The sequence below is a fragment of the Serratia sp. JKS000199 genome (genome assembly GCF_900215455.1).
GTDB classification, from domain to species: Bacteria; Pseudomonadota; Gammaproteobacteria; order Enterobacterales; family Enterobacteriaceae; genus Serratia; species Serratia ureilytica.
The window spans coordinates 1,615,552-1,629,330 of sequence record NZ_LT907843.1; the positions used below are offsets into that span (position 1 = coordinate 1,615,552).

Annotated in this window: 16 protein-coding genes; 6 read left to right on the forward strand and 10 right to left on the reverse strand. The window is 62.8% G+C overall.

What is annotated here, in order from left to right:
* Nucleotides 1–36: 36 nt before the first annotated feature.
* From CPH57_RS07895 to bioD, 3 genes are all read left to right on the forward strand, one after another.
* The gene (locus tag CPH57_RS07895; protein WP_033650481.1) at nt 37–927 is read left to right on the forward strand and encodes a LysR substrate-binding domain-containing protein; all 891 of its coding nucleotides are present in this window, start codon (nt 37–39) and stop codon (nt 925–927) included.
* A 159-nt stretch (nt 928–1,086) separates the two neighbouring features.
* Nucleotides 1,087–2,304: an ROK family transcriptional regulator gene (locus CPH57_RS07900; RefSeq protein WP_096242212.1), complete on the forward strand. Its 1,218-nt coding sequence runs from the start codon at nt 1,087–1,089 to the stop codon at nt 2,302–2,304.
* Nucleotides 2,305–2,448: 144 nt separating this feature from the next.
* Nucleotides 2,449–3,114: a dethiobiotin synthase gene (gene bioD / locus CPH57_RS07905; RefSeq protein WP_096242213.1), complete on the forward strand. Its 666-nt coding sequence runs from the start codon at nt 2,449–2,451 to the stop codon at nt 3,112–3,114.
* 5 nt (nt 3,115–3,119) lie between these two features.
* On the opposite strand, the gene CPH57_RS07910 is transcribed toward bioD, so the two are convergent.
* Nucleotides 3,120–3,614 (reverse strand): DUF2938 family protein, encoded by a 495-nt coding sequence (locus CPH57_RS07910; RefSeq protein ID WP_033642981.1) that lies wholly within the window; start codon nt 3,612–3,614, stop codon nt 3,120–3,122.
* A gap of 69 nt (nt 3,615–3,683) precedes the next feature.
* Here CPH57_RS07910 and CPH57_RS07915 point away from each other — a divergent pair, with 69 nt between their 5' ends.
* On the forward strand, nt 3,684–4,076 hold the full coding sequence (locus CPH57_RS07915; protein WP_033642982.1) for a helix-turn-helix domain-containing protein: 393 nt from the start codon (nt 3,684–3,686) through the stop codon (nt 4,074–4,076).
* Here the strand turns inward: CPH57_RS07915 and clcB are convergent.
* The 5 genes from clcB to CPH57_RS07940 form a co-directional block, all read right to left on the reverse strand.
* Nucleotides 4,073–5,374 carry a voltage-gated ClC-type chloride channel ClcB gene (gene clcB, locus CPH57_RS07920; RefSeq protein WP_033650478.1) on the reverse strand — a complete coding sequence of 434 codons (1,302 nt, stop codon included), beginning with the start codon at nt 5,372–5,374 and terminating at the stop codon, nt 4,073–4,075. The two genes, CPH57_RS07915 and clcB, sit on opposite strands and share 4 nt — an antisense overlap.
* A gap of 125 nt (nt 5,375–5,499) precedes the next feature.
* On the reverse strand, nt 5,500–6,639 hold the full coding sequence (gene osmV / locus CPH57_RS07925; protein ID WP_033642984.1) for an osmoprotectant ABC transporter ATP-binding protein OsmV: 1,140 nt from the start codon (nt 6,637–6,639) through the stop codon (nt 5,500–5,502).
* A complete protein-coding gene (gene osmW / locus CPH57_RS07930) occupies nt 6,636–7,286 on the reverse strand; it encodes an osmoprotectant ABC transporter permease OsmW (RefSeq protein WP_004938544.1) in 651 nt (216 codons plus the stop codon). Before osmW ends, osmV begins: the two co-directional genes overlap by 4 nt.
* 8 nt (nt 7,287–7,294) lie before the next feature.
* Nucleotides 7,295–8,152, reverse strand: a complete 858-nt coding sequence (locus CPH57_RS07935) for a glycine betaine ABC transporter substrate-binding protein (protein WP_223524993.1) — start codon at nt 8,150–8,152, stop codon at nt 7,295–7,297.
* Between the two features lie 64 nt (nt 8,153–8,216).
* Nucleotides 8,217–8,933 carry an ABC transporter permease gene (locus CPH57_RS07940; protein ID WP_096242214.1) on the reverse strand — a complete coding sequence of 239 codons (717 nt, stop codon included), beginning with the start codon at nt 8,931–8,933 and terminating at the stop codon, nt 8,217–8,219.
* Between the two features lie 509 nt (nt 8,934–9,442).
* Between CPH57_RS07940 and CPH57_RS07945 the strand changes: the two genes are divergently transcribed.
* Complete coding sequence (locus CPH57_RS07945; protein WP_033642987.1) at nt 9,443–10,930, forward strand: MDR family MFS transporter; 1,488 nt, start codon at nt 9,443–9,445, stop codon at nt 10,928–10,930.
* 52 nt (nt 10,931–10,982) lie between these two features.
* On the opposite strand, the gene CPH57_RS07950 is transcribed toward CPH57_RS07945, so the two are convergent.
* Both CPH57_RS07950 and CPH57_RS07955 read right to left on the reverse strand, forming a co-directional pair.
* Nucleotides 10,983–11,282, reverse strand: a complete 300-nt coding sequence (locus tag CPH57_RS07950; protein ID WP_033642988.1) for a DUF1161 domain-containing protein — start codon at nt 11,280–11,282, stop codon at nt 10,983–10,985.
* Nucleotides 11,283–11,371: 89 nt separating this feature from the next.
* The gene (locus tag CPH57_RS07955) at nt 11,372–11,740 is read right to left on the reverse strand and encodes a DUF1283 family protein (RefSeq protein ID WP_033633135.1); all 369 of its coding nucleotides are present in this window, start codon (nt 11,738–11,740) and stop codon (nt 11,372–11,374) included.
* Nucleotides 11,741–11,888: 148 nt separating this feature from the next.
* Here CPH57_RS07955 and CPH57_RS07960 point away from each other — a divergent pair, with 148 nt between their 5' ends.
* A complete protein-coding gene (locus tag CPH57_RS07960; RefSeq protein ID WP_004938563.1) occupies nt 11,889–12,215 on the forward strand; it encodes a YnfA family protein in 327 nt (108 codons plus the stop codon).
* Nucleotides 12,216–12,251: 36 nt separating this feature from the next.
* Here CPH57_RS07960 and ydfG read toward each other — a convergent pair whose 3' ends face one another.
* Together ydfG and CPH57_RS07970 are read right to left on the reverse strand one after the other, a co-directional pair.
* Nucleotides 12,252–13,001: a bifunctional NADP-dependent 3-hydroxy acid dehydrogenase/3-hydroxypropionate dehydrogenase YdfG gene (gene ydfG / locus CPH57_RS07965; protein WP_033642989.1), complete on the reverse strand. Its 750-nt coding sequence runs from the start codon at nt 12,999–13,001 to the stop codon at nt 12,252–12,254.
* Nucleotides 13,002–13,126: 125 nt separating this feature from the next.
* Nucleotides 13,127–13,648, reverse strand: coding sequence for a GNAT family N-acetyltransferase (locus CPH57_RS07970; RefSeq protein ID WP_060660756.1), 522 nt, complete (start codon nt 13,646–13,648; stop codon nt 13,127–13,129).
* Nucleotides 13,649–13,779: the final 131 nt, after the last annotated feature.

The window sequence follows — 13,779 nt, forward strand, 5'->3', positions numbered from 1 at the left end:
TAATATATTAATAATTACAATTAAGACTTTTTAAATATGAATATCGAGTTGAGACACCTGCGTTACTTTATCGCCGTGGCGGAAGAGCTGCATTTTGGCCGCGCCGCGGAGCGGCTGCGTATCTCCCAGCCGCCGCTCAGCCAGCAAATCCAGGCGCTGGAGGACATGGTCGGCGCGCGGCTGCTGGCGCGCAACAACCGCAACGTCAGCTTGACGCAGGCCGGGGAGATGTTCCTCAAAGAAGCCTATCAGGTGCTCGATCAGGTCGGCCGCGCGGCGGAAAAGGCGGCGCGCCTGGATCGCGGCGAACTGGGGGAAATGACCATCGGCTTTACCTCTTCCGCGCCCTTTATCGGCGTGGTGGCGCGCAGCCTGCGCGCTTTCCGTCAGCATTCTCCGCAGGTGCACATCAAGATGCGCGAAATCAACACCAAACAGCAGATCGAACCGCTGCTGAACGGTGAGCTGGATCTGGGGGTGATGCGCAACACGCGGCTGCCGGAAGCGCTGCACTATCAGCTGCTGCTGCGCGAACCGCTGGTGGCGGTGGTGCCGGAGGGGCATCCGCTGGCGGAAACGCCCGGCGGCGCGCTGCGTTTTCAACACCTGGCGCAGGAGCCGTTCGTGTTCTTCTCGCGCGAAGTGGGCACGGCGCTGTATGACGAAATTCTGCTGCTGCTCGGCAAGGCCGGCATTACCCCGTATATCACTCAGGAAGTGGGGGAGGCGATGACCATCATCGGTTTGGTCTCCGCCGGATTGGGGGTCTCGATTCTGCCGGCGTCTTTCGCCCGGGTGCGGGTGGACGGCGTGCGTTATTTGCCGCTGGCGGAGCCGGACGCCACGACCGAAGTGTGGCTGGTGCATCACCGCCGACGGCCGCTGACCGCTGCGGCGCAGGCGCTGATGGCGTTGATGCTGAAATGACGTTGAGATTGGGCAAATAAAAATCAATTCGCGCTGAAATTGCGAGGAATTTGTGCAGCAAATCACATAACGAATCAAATAGTTGACGCTGTATGACAAAAGCCCCACCATAACCCCTAGTCTTTATTTAGAAGCGCGAAAAATAGTAGGAGCCGGTTTGTGATTGCGGTTGGGCAGCCTGGGCATATTGATCAAATCAAACAGACCAATGCGGGGGCGGTTTATCGGCTAATCGATCAACTGGGCCCGATTTCGCGCATCGAACTGTCAAAACGCGCACAGCTGGCGCCCGCCAGCATCACCAAGATCGTGCGCGAACTGCTGGAAGCCCATCTGGTCAAGGAAACCGAGTACCAGGAAATCGGCAGCCGGGGCCGCCCGGCGGTGGGGCTGGTGCTGGACACCGAGGCCTGGCACTACCTGTCCGCCCGCATCAGCCGCGGCAGCATCACGCTGGCGCTGCGCGATCTGAGCAGCAAACTGGTGGTTGAGGAGCAGCTGCCGCTGGCGGCCGAACACCCTGAACCGCTGCTGAAACGCATCCTGACCGAAGTCGATCAATTCTTTATTCGCCACCAAAGCAAGCTGGAACGGTTGACGGCGATCGCCATTACGCTGCCGGGTATTATCGACGTGCAGTCCGGCGTGGTGCACCGCATGCCGTTTTACGACGTGCTGGAGATGCCGCTCGGCCCGGCGCTGGAAACCCGGACCGGTCTGCCCGTCTATTTGCAACACGACATCAGCGCCTGGACCATGGCCGAGGCGTTGTACGGCGCCTCGCGCGGCAGCCAGAACGTGATTCAGGTGGTGATCGACCACAACGTCGGCGCCGGCGTGATCACCGGCGGCCACGTGCTGCATGCCGGCAGCCACAGCGTGGTGGAGATCGGCCACACCCAGGTCGATCCTTACGGCAAACGCTGTTACTGCGGCAACCACGGCTGCCTCGAGACCGTGGCCAGCATCGAGAACATGCTGGAGATCGCCCAGCAGCGGCTGAGCGGCTCGATGAGCTCCAGCCTGCACGGCGCGCCGCTGACCGTTGAATCGCTGTGCGACGCCGCGCTGGCGGGCGATCAACTGGCGCGGGACATCATCCTCGGCGTCGGCCACAGCGTGGGGCGCATTCTGGCTATCATGGTCAACCTGTTCAATCCGGAGAAGATCCTGGTGGGTTCGCCGCTCAACCGCGCGGCGGAGATCCTGCACCCGGCCATCGCCTCCTGCATTCGCCAGCAGGCGCTGCCGGCCTACAGCGAGCAGGTCAAGGTTGAATCCACGCAGTTCTTCAATCAGGGCACCATGCCCGGCGCGGCGCTGGTGAAAGAGGCGCTGTATAACGGTTCATTGCTGGTGCAGCTGCTGCAAGGCTAACATCAGAACTTCTTATTAATCCTGCAAAAGATTGAGCTACCTCAAGCCCCTACGTGGCGGCATCCCCTAGAATTTTTCCGCAAGACTTCTTCGCCGCCGGTGCGGCGATACATTGTTAACGGGGCATTCTGGGGCATTTTATTCATGTTGAAGCGTTTATTTGTGACAGGCACGGATACTGACGTCGGTAAAACCGTGGTTTCCCGCGGGTTGATGCAGGCGCTGGCCGCCGATGGCCGCTCGGTCGCGGGCTACAAGCCGATCGCCGCGCGCTGCCAGGAAACCAGCGAGGGCATCCGCAATAAAGACGCTTTGGTGTTGCAGGCATCTTCCACCTTGCCGCTGTGCTATGAGGAGATCAATCCCATCACCTGTCTGGATGAGGTGTTTCATGCGCATGCCACCGAGGACATCAACTACGGCCTGATGAGCAGCGGCCTGCGCGATCTGTCCACCAAAGCCGATACGGTGGTGGTGGAGGGCAGCGGCGGCTGGCGCGTGCTGATGAACGATCTGCGGCCGTACGCCGAATGGGTGGTGCAGGAGCAACTGCCAGTGGTGTTGGTGGTGGGTATCAAGCTGGGCTGCGTCAGCCACGCGCTGCTGACCGCGCAGTCGATCATCAACGACGGCCTGCCGCTGCTGGGCTGGGTGGCCAACCGCATCAATCCGGGGTTGGCGCACTATGCCGAAACCATCACGGCGCTGCAGCAGCGCATTTCCGCGCCGCTGCTGGGTGAAATTCCGTATCTGCCGCGCGCGGAGCAGCGCGAACTGGCGCACTACCTCGATATTTCCACGTTGCTGTAGCCCATTCAGGCGCAGAACGTCGCCAACAACCGGGCGGCGATCAGCAGGCCCAGCCCATACACCGTGTGGGTGAGCAGGCTGAGGAGCCGCGCTCTGCGCGGATTGGCGGTTTTCGCCGCCGCCACGCCAAAGCCCAGCGCGGGCTGCATCACCAGAAACGGCGCCGCCAGGCTCAGCCAGCCGCTCAACAGCGCGATGCGCGGTTCCGGCGCCGCATACCACTCGATGCCCGCCAAACCGAGCGGGATAAAGGCGAACGCCAAGCCGATGGCGTAGTGCAGTATCCAGCCGATTTTTCTCTCACCCTGGCGCGGCGGCGCCGTGACGATGGTGGCGTGAAACCAGCGGCCGTCGAACATGCCGAGAAACCAGCGGCCCACCAGCGCGTAATCGAGGGAAGGGATGCCGAAGCGCCGCTTCAGCAGCAACGCCCACAAATCCATGCAGAGGGTGGCGCCGGCGCCGGTTAACAGAATGCGCAATAACAAATCGGGAGTCATAGGGGTGTCCTTGGCTCAGTGACGTGATAAGGTGCGCACAGTGTGCAACTTAAAGCCGGCTTCAAGTCAATGGCAAAAGAACTGGATATCGGCGCGGTGGCGCGCCTGAGCGGAGTCGCGCCTTCTGCGCTGCGGCATTACGAGAAAAAGGGGCTGATCGCGTCGATAGGCCGCCACGGTTTGCGCCGTCAATACGCCGCCGGGGTGCTCGATCAACTGCGGTTGATCGCCCTCGCGCGCCTGGCCGGTTTTACGTTGGATGAGATGAGCGCCTTGTTTGACGAACGGGGCAAAATCGCGCTCGATCGCGTGTTGCTGGCGGCGCGGGCGGATGAGTTGGATCGCCATATCCAGCGCCTGATACAGGTGCGCGACGGGCTGCGGCACATGGTTGATTGCCCTGAACCCGAGCACCTGCAGTGCCCGCAGTTCAGGAAAATATTGCAGCAGGGTGAGTTCTAAACCTCGCGCTTGGGCAGCGGCGCCGTGTGGTACACCGAGATCGGCCGCAGGCCGCGCGACACGGTGGTGGCGATCACGCAGGCGAGCAGAATGCCGGGCAGCAGCGCGTATTCACCGGTCATTTCAAACACCATCAGCGCCGCCATGATCGGCGCATGGGTGGTGGCGGCCAGCAGGGTGGCCATGCCGGTCAGCGCCAGCAGCAGCGGCACCGCCGCATCCATGCCCGGCCACAGGCCGAACAGCTGACCGATTATCGATCCGAGCGCGGCGCCGACGAACAGCGTCGGGGTGAAGACCCCGCCGGGCGCGCCCGAGCCGCTGCTGGCGAGGATTGCCAACAGTTTACACACCAGGATCGCGCCCAGCAGCAACACCCCCGGCGGCGCGATCAGCAGCGCCTGCACCACGCTGTAGCCATTGCCCCACACTTGCGGAAACAGCAGCGAAAGCAGCCCGACGATCAGGCCGCCCAACGCCAGCTGCAATGGCGGCTTCAGGCGCAGCGATCGGAAGGCGCGGCCGGTGGCGGTCATCAACCACAAAAACAGCGGCCCGCCGGCGCCGGCCACCACGCCGACCAGCGCCATCAGCAGGTATTGCGTCGGCAAGGGAGCGGAGAGCGGCGTCACCAGGTAGAGCGGCGCCTGGCCGCCGTTGAGCAGGTTGGTCATCAGCAGAGCGCTCACTGCGGCGATCACCACCGGGCCGAGTGAGGCCAGCATCAGGGTGCCGAACAGGATCTCGGCGATAAACAGGCTGCCCGCCAACGGCGCATGGTAGGCGCTGGCCATCCCGGCGGCGGCGGCGCAGGCCACCCACAGTTTCCATTCTTTCTCGTGCGTAAAGCGTTGGGCGAAGAGCGATCCCACCAGCGCCGCCAGCAGGATCATCGCGCCTTCGCGGCCGATGGCGCTGCCGCTCGACACCACCAGCAGCGACGCCAGACACTTCACCAGGCTGGCGCCGGTATCCAGCTTGCCGTTGCCGGTCTCAATCGCTTCCATATAGTCGGTGGGCGCCGCCGGGCGCTGGTGGCGGTAGCGCTGGTGAATGTACAGCAGCAGGCCCGCCGCCAGACCGCCCAGCGCGGGCGTCAGCGCGCGTCGCCAGCCGGGCAGCGCGGCGGCGGCGGCCACCAGGCTGCCGTCGGCATTGCCGAGCAGCAGCCACTCGAGGCCAATCATCGAACGGTGGAACAGCCACACCGCCAGGGCGGCGGCGACGCCGATAAACACGGCGATAAACAGGCTGCGCAGCAGGGCGCGATAGTGGTGCAGATGGACCAATCTTTTCATGCGTGGGCGGCGTCGTGAGAAAAATCAAAGGGTCATCAGCGCATTGTGCTTGGCGCTCCGGCCGATGACCAGTGAATCTTTAGCAAACTGCGGCATGGGCGGGGCGGCGAGCGCCCCGGCGTGGGTTATTGCGGCGTCAACACCCGGCGTGTGCGGCCGGAACTGAGGTAGTCGGCGATATAATCCTGCGAGATTTCGCCGCTGTAGCGGCCGTCTTCATCGACGATCGGCATCCAGGAAGTGTTGTGTTCGTACAGCTTCGACAGCACCACGCGCAGGTTCTCTTCCGCGCGGGCGGTGACGCGGAAACGGTGCAGGCTGTCGGCGCACACCCCCGGCGCGCCGCGCGCCTCACGGCGTTTGACGTAGCCCAGCGGCTTGCCGTCGGCGTCCACTACCGTCACTGAACGGGCGTCGATATCGTCCATCAGCCCGAACGCCTCCACCAGCGGCGTTTCCCGGCGCACCGTCACCGTCTCTTGTTGGCCTGCCACGTCGCCGGCCTGCACCAGCAGCAGGCGCTTCAGCGTGCGATCCTGGCCGACAAAGGAGGCGACGAACTCGTTCGCCGGCCGCGCCAGCAGCTCATCGGCGCTGGCGTTCTGCACGATTTTGCCCTGGCGGAACACCGCAATGCGATCGCCGAGCTTCAGCGCTTCGTCGATGTCGTGGCTGACCAGCATCACGGTCTTTTTCAGCTGGCGCTGCATGTCGAGAAACTCGTTCTGGATGGTTTCGCGGTTGATCGGATCCACCGCGCCGAAGGGTTCATCCATCAGCAGCACCGGCGGATCGGCCGCCAGCGCGCGGATCACGCCGATGCGCTGTTGCTGCCCGCCGGACATCTCTTTCGGGTAGCGGTGCAAAAAGCGCTTGGGATCCAGCGCCACCATGCTCATCAGCTCCTCGGCGCGGGCGTGGCAGCGTTTTTTGTCCCAGCCCAGCATGCGCGGCACCACGGTGATGTTCTCCTCGATGGTCATGTTGGGGAACAGACCGATCTGTTGGATGACGTAGCCGATTTTACGGCGCAGGCTGACGGTATCCAGCGCGCTGGTGTCTTCGCCGTTGATCAGAATGGTGCCGCCGGTGGGTTCGATCAGGCGGTTGATCATCTTCAGCGTGGTGGTTTTGCCGCAGCCGGAAGGGCCGAGCAGCACGCAGATTTCGCCTTCCGGCACGTCCAGATTGATGTTGTCGACGGCGTTGAACGGCGTGCCGTTCTTTTGCATGAACTGTTTGGTCAGATTTTCCAATTTAATCATGAGCGGATCCCCTTGGGCGTTAGCGCAATTTGCAAGCGGTGCAATAACCAATCGAGGACGATCGCCAGCAGGCTGATCATCACGGCGCCGGTAATCAACTGGCGAATGTCGCTGCTGCTGATGCCGTTGAGCAGCAGCAGGCCGAGGCCGCCGGCGCCGATCACCGCGGCGATCGCCATTACGCCGATATTCATCACCACGGCGGTGCGGATGCCGCCGAAAATCACCGGCAGCGCCACCGGGATCTCCACCCAGCGCAGCCGTTGCCAGAAGGTCATGCCGATGCCGCGGCCGGCTTCGCGCAGCCCGCCGGGCAGATTGTCGAGCGCGGTGTGGGTATTGCGCACGATCGGCAGCAGCGAGTAGAGGAACACCGCGGTGATCGCCGGCACGTAGCCGATGCCGTGGCCAATCAATGAAAACAGCGGGATCATCAGCCCGAACAGGGCGATGGAGGGCACGGTCAGCACCAGCGTGGCCAGGCTCAGCACCGGCGTCGCCAGCCATTTGTGGCGGACGATCAGCACGCCAAGCGGCACGCCGATCAGGATCGCCAGGCCGACGGCGATGCCGACCAGCAGCAGGTGTTCCAGCGTCAATCCGGCGATATAGGCCCAGTTTTGCCAGGCGTAAAGTAAGGTATTCATCATGCCTCCTAAATCAGGCCGCGCTGCTTGAGGAACGCGTCGGCGACCTGTTGCGGCGTCTGGTAGTCGATATCCACCTTAGCGTTCAGCTCGGTGATCACCTGATTGTTGAACTGTTTCGACAGCGTGTTCAGCGCCGCTTCCAGCCCCGGCGTGTTTTGCAATACGTCGGCGCGCACTACCGGCGTGACCGCGTAGCTCGGGAAATAGCCTTTGTCGTCTTCCAGCACCTGCAGATCGAACCCTTTCACCCGGCCATCGGTGGTGTACACCAGCCCGGCGTCGACGAAGCCGTCGCGGATGGCGTTGTAGACCAGGCCGGGATCCATCTGGCGGATTTGCGGGCGATCGAGCGGCATGTCGTACAGCGCCTGCATCGGTTTCAGGCCGTCCGAGCGGCCGGCAAACTCCAGATCCAACCCCAGCAGCCAGTTGTGTTTCGGGTCGGTTTTACGCACCTGTTCCACTTTGGCCACCAGCTGCGACATCGTGCGAATCTGCTCTTTTTCCGCGCGCCGGCGCTGCATGGCGAAGGCGTAGGTGTTGTTCATGTCCGCCGGCTGCAGCCACACCAGGCCGAGTTTGGCGTCGAGCTTTTTCACCGTGTCGTAGGTTTCCTGCGGCGTCATGCGCTTATTGATGTGGTTAAAGATGATCAGCGAGGTGCCGGTGTATTCCCAGGTCATGTCGATCTGCTTGTTGATCATGGCGTTGCGGGTGATCACCGTGGCCAGGTTGGTCTTGGGTTCGACCTGAAAACCTTTGGCCCGCAGGTATTGCACGGTGATCGCCGACAGAATGCGCTGTTCGGTAAAGTTCTTGCTCGCCAGCGTCAGTGGGGCGGCCCAGGCGGCCGCGCCGGTCATCAGCAAGGAGAACAGCAGCGCGTGGCGGAGGCGTTGTAACCATCGAGTCATCGCGTTTCTCCCATCAGGATGCGGTGTGCGGGCTGAGCCGGCGGCCGAGACCGGCCAGCGCCAGATCGAGCAGCAGGGCGATCAGCGCGGTGGCGGCGGCGCCGAGGATCAGCGTCGGGAAGTCGTTCAGGTAGATGCCGGGGAAGATCAGCTCGCCGTAGCTGCTGGCGCCAATCAAAAACGCCAGCGGCGCGGTGCCGACGTTAATCGCCATCGCGATGCGTATCCCGGCGAAAATCACCGGCAGCGCGTTGGGGAGTTCGACCTGGCGCAGCCGCTGCCCGGTGGTCATGCCAATACCGTTGGCGGCCTCGACCAGCGCCGGCGGCACCGAACGCAGGCCGGCATAGGTATTGCGCACGATGGGCAGCAGCGAGGCGAGGAACAGCGCCACCACCGCCGGCCGATCGCCGATGCCGATGATCACCATCGCCAGCGCCAGCACCGCCAGCGGCGGCAGGGTGTTGCCGACGTTGAAGATTTGCATCACGTGTTCCGCCCAGCGGCGGGCGAAAGGGCGGCTCAGCAAGATACCGCTGGGAATACCGACCAGCAGCGACAGCAGCATGGAGCAGGCCACCAGGAACATGTGTTGTTGGCCGAGGTAGATCAAATCTTCCCGGCGCGACTTGAGGGTGTCCCAACCGATGCCGTAAACCAGCAGTGCGATGACGGCGATAAACAACAGGCTCCCGAGGAGCAGGCGCCGGTATGGCGCTGACTTGTGCATGATGTTGCGTCCTCCGTTGCGCGGAGCGGCCGACGAGACGGCGCATTCCGCTCTGATTGTTACCCACGGCCCGGCGGGCGTGGCGGTACAAAACGGGCGTTTCGCATGAGGTTAGCGACATTGAGCGAAGGGTGCGTTCGGCACAGCGTGCTGAACGTAGGCTCAATACGTGAGTTAATCAGCATAAGATACTGATATTTAAACCCGAGAAAGCACGAAGCCCAACGACTCCGGCTAGGGAAGGTATAGCACCCTGTCGTTGACCGTGCCAAGTTTTATGAACAAAATCAGGTGATTGAGTTTGCGCCGATCGGCGTCTCAGCCCGCGTCAGCGCTGGGATGGGGGGAAAGTGAAAAAAATCCGCCGCATAACGTTACGCCGTAACAACAAGTCCAAATGGTGCGATCCGCCGTCGGCGAAGACGGGATGTGAGGGCGGATAGACTCGGTGCAGGCGCTTGCTGATATACTCAGGGAAAACAAAAACGCCAGGAAAACTGCATAACGCCATGACAAATAACGTTTCACCCGCACCCATCGCTCACCGCCCGCTGATTCTGATCGCCTGCATGCTGGCGATGTTCATGTCGGCGATCGAAGCCACCATCGTCGCCACCGCCATGCCGACCATCATCGGCGATCTCGGCGGTTTCTCGCTGCTGGGCTGGGTGTTCGCGGTCTATTTGCTGTCGCAGGCGATCACCATTCCCATCTACGGGCGGCTGGCGGATCTCTACGGCCGCAAGCGGGTGTTCTTCTTCGGCGCCACGCTGTTCCTGTTGGGATCGGTACTGTGCGGTTTCGCCCCCGACATGTATTGGCTGATCGGCTTTCGTCTGCTGCAGGGGCTGGGCGCCGGCGCCATCATGCCGATCGCCTCTACCATCATCGGCGATATCTACAGCGCCACCGAACGGCCGAAGGTGATGGGATACCTGTCGAGCGTGTGGGGCGTGTCGGCGATCATCGGCCCGCTGTTGGGGGCGTTTATCGTGCAACATTTGCCGTGGGCGTTGGTGTTCTGGGTCAACCTGCCGATCGGCCTGTTGGCGATGTTCTTCCTCTGGCGCTATCTGCCGGCGCATCAGCCATTGCGCCAGCACGCGCTGGATCTGGCCGGTACCGCCTGGCTGACGCTGTTCGTTTCGGCGCTGCTGCTGGCGCTGTTGCAGATGGAAAGCCTGGGTTGGTGGGTGGTGCCGCTGTTTGCGCTGGCGGCAGCGGCGCTGGCGCTGCTTGTCCGCCAGGAGCGGCGCGCGGTCGAACCGCTGTTCCCGTTGGCGCTGTGGCAAAGCCGGGTGATCGTCGCCGGCAACATCGGCGGGCTGGTGATCGGCGCGGCGATGATGGGCATCAGCGCCTTTCTGCCGACCTTCATTCAGGGCGTGATGGGGGGCTCGCCGCTGGAGGCGGGCACCACGCTGGCGCTGATGTCGATCGGGTGGCCGCTGGCCAGCACGCTGAGCGGCCGCTTGATGCTGATGACCTCGTACCGCGCCACGGCGCTGCTGGGCGCGCTGTTGTTGGTGGCGGGCGGCCTGATCTTGCTGCTGCTGCAGCCGGAGGGCGGCTTGCTGTGGGGCCGGGTGGCGGCGTTTATGGTCGGCGCCGGCATGGGGCTGTGCAATACCACGTTTCTGGTTTCGGTGCAGAACGCGGCACATTACAGCATTCGCGGCATCGCCACCGCCTGTACGGTGTTTACCCGCATGGTGGGCTCGGCCATCGGCACCGCGATTTTGGGCGCGACGCTGAATCTCAACCTGCAGTGGCGTTTGCCGGAGATTGACGATCCGGTGCAGCGGCTGATGGAACCGGCGGTGCGCCAGAGCATGGGGAGCGAGGCGTTGGCGCAGCTGACCCAGCAAGTGGCGGCTTCGCTGCATTGGGTGTTTCTGGTTTCGGCGCTGGTGTCGTTGCTGGCGCTGGCGGCGGCGATGCTGATCCCGGCGCGTTGTCGGCCGCAGGGCGAAGAGGAAGAGGCGGAACAGGCGTAAGGAAGAGAAGGAGCGGGCGCTGCTGCAGAGCGCCCTGGGTAGCCGGTGCGGCTTACTGCGTGTTGGAGGTATCCTGGCTGGTGCCGGTCTGCGCCGCATCACCGCGATCATCGCCGTTGTTCAGGCGGGTGTAGACGATCTTCTGGGTGTCGTTTTCGCAGTGGCCGACCACCTGGCCGCCCGCTTGATCGGCCTGATCGTTTGGCACGATCTCCAGTTTGAAGCCGGACTCCGGTACGCCGTTATTGACGATTTTTTGCGAAATGTCCGCTTTCACGCTTTCGCAGGAGGCCAGGGCCGCTATCGGCGCGCCGGCCAGCAACACAGCGGTTAATATCAGCGTTTTTTTCATCACGTCATCCTTTTAGACAATGGACTTCCTGTAACAGGATAGCAGCAACGGCGGCCGGGTTTCACGCTTGCCCGCCCGCCGCAGGCGGATTAAGGATTAATCCGACGCCCGGTCTGGCGATCCAGACATTTACGGGTGTCCGGCTCCCAGTAGGCGTTGACGTTGTTGCTGTCGTTGCAGCGATCTTCGTCATCCGCCGCGCGATCGATCTTGTCGAATTCTTTCTCGACGCGGGTGTTAACCTTGTGGCGCAGGGATTTGGTATCATTCCACTGCTCTTTGCTCTGGCGCGCTTCTTCGGTGCTCATCGCGCCGCTGCCTTTGCCATCGACGGTGACGCAGGTACTGCCCTGAGTGCAGGTGGCGGCCAGCGCCGGCGCCTGCCAGGCGCCCATTACGGCCAGCATGGCGACCGGCAGCATCCCGCGCAGCAGTCGTTGGGTCGAAAATGTTTTCATCGTTTCATCCTTATGAGTGAGTGCGCCTGATGAAGGCGGCACTGGCGTTACCTCGCCCGCAGGCGTGGTGACAAATATACCACCGCGCTCCTGGAATTCACCAGCCAAGCGCCGATTCGTTTACTTTATCGAGAGAAAACTGCGACCGATGTTAAAAACTACGCTGTTGTTTTTCGCCACCGCCCTCGCTGAAATTATCGGCTGTTTCCTGCCTTACCTGTGGCTCAAGAAGCAGGGCAGCGCCTGGCTGCTGTTGCCGGCGGCCTTGAGCCTGATGCTGTTCGTCTGGCTGTTGACGCTGCATCCTGCGGCCAGCGGGCGGGTCTACGCGGCCTATGGCGGCGTGTATGTGGCGACGGCGCTGCTGTGGCTGCGAGTGGTGGACGGCGTGAAGCTGTCTGCGCTGGATTGGGTCGGCGCCGGGGTGGCGCTGGCGGGCATGCTGATTATCGTTTCCGGCTGGCGCGCGGCCTGAGGAAACACGGCGGGAGTTGCCTCCCGCCGACAGGGCTCAGGCGCCGCGGTGGATGTTCAGCCCGGCGAAGGACTGGCTGACCGGCATCATTTCCAGCGTGTTGATGTTGACGCGCGCCGGCAACGTGGCGACCCAGAATACCGACTCGGCGATGTCTTCCGGCGTCAGCGCATCGGCGCCTTCGTAGGTTTTATTGACCTTGCCGTCATCGCCCTTGAAGCGCACGTTGGAGAACTCGGTGCCGCCCACCAGGCCCGGCTCGATATCGGTCACGCGGATGCGCGTGCCGTGCAGATCGGCGCGCAGGCCCAGGCTGAACTGCTTGACGAACGCCTTGGTGGCGCCGTACACGTTGCCGCCGGCATAGGGCCAGTTGGCGGCGGTGGAACCGATGTTGATCACGTGGCCGACGTTGCGCTCGACCATGGCGGGCAGCAGCGCGCGGGTCATGTTCACCAGCCCTTTGGCGTTAGTGTCGATCATGGTTTCCCAGTCATCGGCGTTGGCCTTGTGCGCCGGCTCCAGCCCCAGCGCCAGCCCGGCGTTGTTCACCAGCACGTCGATCTGGCGCAGCTCGGCCGGCAGCGCTTCTATCACCTGCTGAATGGCGGCGCGGTTGCGCACGTCGAGCCGCACGATGTGCAACGCTTCCCCCAATTCTTCCTGCAGCGCTTCGAGACGCTCAAGGCGGCGCCCGGCGGCGATCACCTGGTGGCCTTCACGGATAAAACGGCGCGCAATGGCCTCGCCGAAACCGGAGGTGGCGCCGGTAACAAAAATAATCATGTTGCTGTTCCTCAACTGTTTTTACCCTACATGCCTCTATCATTAGCACAAACCCGCAGGCAGTGGCAGCGGTTATCACGGCGGAAAGGAAAAAAGGTCACACCGGGCCAGCGGCCCGATGCTGATTAGCGCTGAGGCGGCAGGTGGTAGACCACGGCGTCATACTTGATGCGTTCGCAACGGCCTGCCAGCACGCCGCCCAGCGACTCGACGAGGCGGCGGCTGGCGGTATTCTGCTCGGCCACCGGGTAGAGAAAGTGCGGCGGCTGAAAGCGCTCGCTGGCCCAGCGCGCGATGCCCTGCACGATTTCGCGGCCGTAGCCCTGGCCATGCAGGCTCTCTTTCACCCAGATGCCCAGCTCCGGGGTGGGGCTGCGCAGGTTGTGCGCGCCGCCGACGCCGACAAACTGCCGGTCTTCGCGCCGGCGGGCGACGAAGATCACTTCTTCGCCTTCGCGCATCAGCGGCAGCCAGCTTTGCCAAACGTTGGCGAAATCTTCCGGCGACGCCTCCGGCTCAAAGGTCATAAAGCGCGTCAGCGTGGGGGTGATCGCCTGGTAAACATCGTCGGCGTCTGCTGCGGTAAAGGGGGCAATCAACAAACGGTCGGTGTCAACGCGGCACTGAGAAAGGTCATTGTGATTCATTTTATTTCCTCGCTTTTCAGGCCATAACGGCAAAAAATCCGCGCACATAAATCGGGGCGGATCGTCGATATTACGCGTATTGGCGTCAGAAGCGACTTATTTTTCGCCGCTGCGGCGACGCGGAGGAACGG

Coding starts and splice junctions, on each gene's coding strand:
- CPH57_RS07895 (WP_033650481.1), top strand. CDS start 37: ATGAATATCGAGTTGAGACACCTGCGTTACTTTATCGCCGTGGCGGAA.
- bioD (WP_096242213.1), top strand. CDS start 2,449: ATGTTGAAGCGTTTATTTGTGACAGGCACGGATACTGACGTCGGTAAA.
- CPH57_RS07910 (WP_033642981.1), bottom strand. CDS start 3,614: ATGACTCCCGATTTGTTATTGCGCATTCTGTTAACCGGCGCCGGCGCC.
- CPH57_RS07915 (WP_033642982.1), top strand. CDS start 3,684: ATGGCAAAAGAACTGGATATCGGCGCGGTGGCGCGCCTGAGCGGAGTC.
- clcB (WP_033650478.1), bottom strand. CDS start 5,374: ATGAAAAGATTGGTCCATCTGCACCACTATCGCGCCCTGCTGCGCAGC.
- osmV (WP_033642984.1), bottom strand. CDS start 6,639: ATGATTAAATTGGAAAATCTGACCAAACAGTTCATGCAAAAGAACGGC.
- osmW (WP_004938544.1), bottom strand. CDS start 7,286: ATGAATACCTTACTTTACGCCTGGCAAAACTGGGCCTATATCGCCGGA.
- CPH57_RS07935 (WP_223524993.1), bottom strand. CDS start 8,152: ATGACCGGCGCGGCCGCCTGGGCCGCCCCACTGACGCTGGCGAGCAAG.
- CPH57_RS07940 (WP_096242214.1), bottom strand. CDS start 8,933: ATGCACAAGTCAGCGCCATACCGGCGCCTGCTCCTCGGGAGCCTGTTG.
- CPH57_RS07945 (WP_033642987.1), top strand. CDS start 9,443: ATGACAAATAACGTTTCACCCGCACCCATCGCTCACCGCCCGCTGATT.
- CPH57_RS07950 (WP_033642988.1), bottom strand. CDS start 11,282: ATGAAAAAAACGCTGATATTAACCGCTGTGTTGCTGGCCGGCGCGCCG.
- CPH57_RS07955 (WP_033633135.1), bottom strand. CDS start 11,740: ATGAAAACATTTTCGACCCAACGACTGCTGCGCGGGATGCTGCCGGTC.
- CPH57_RS07960 (WP_004938563.1), top strand. CDS start 11,889: ATGTTAAAAACTACGCTGTTGTTTTTCGCCACCGCCCTCGCTGAAATT.
- ydfG (WP_033642989.1), bottom strand. CDS start 13,001: ATGATTATTTTTGTTACCGGCGCCACCTCCGGTTTCGGCGAGGCCATT.
- CPH57_RS07970 (WP_060660756.1), bottom strand. CDS start 13,648: ATGAATCACAATGACCTTTCTCAGTGCCGCGTTGACACCGACCGTTTG.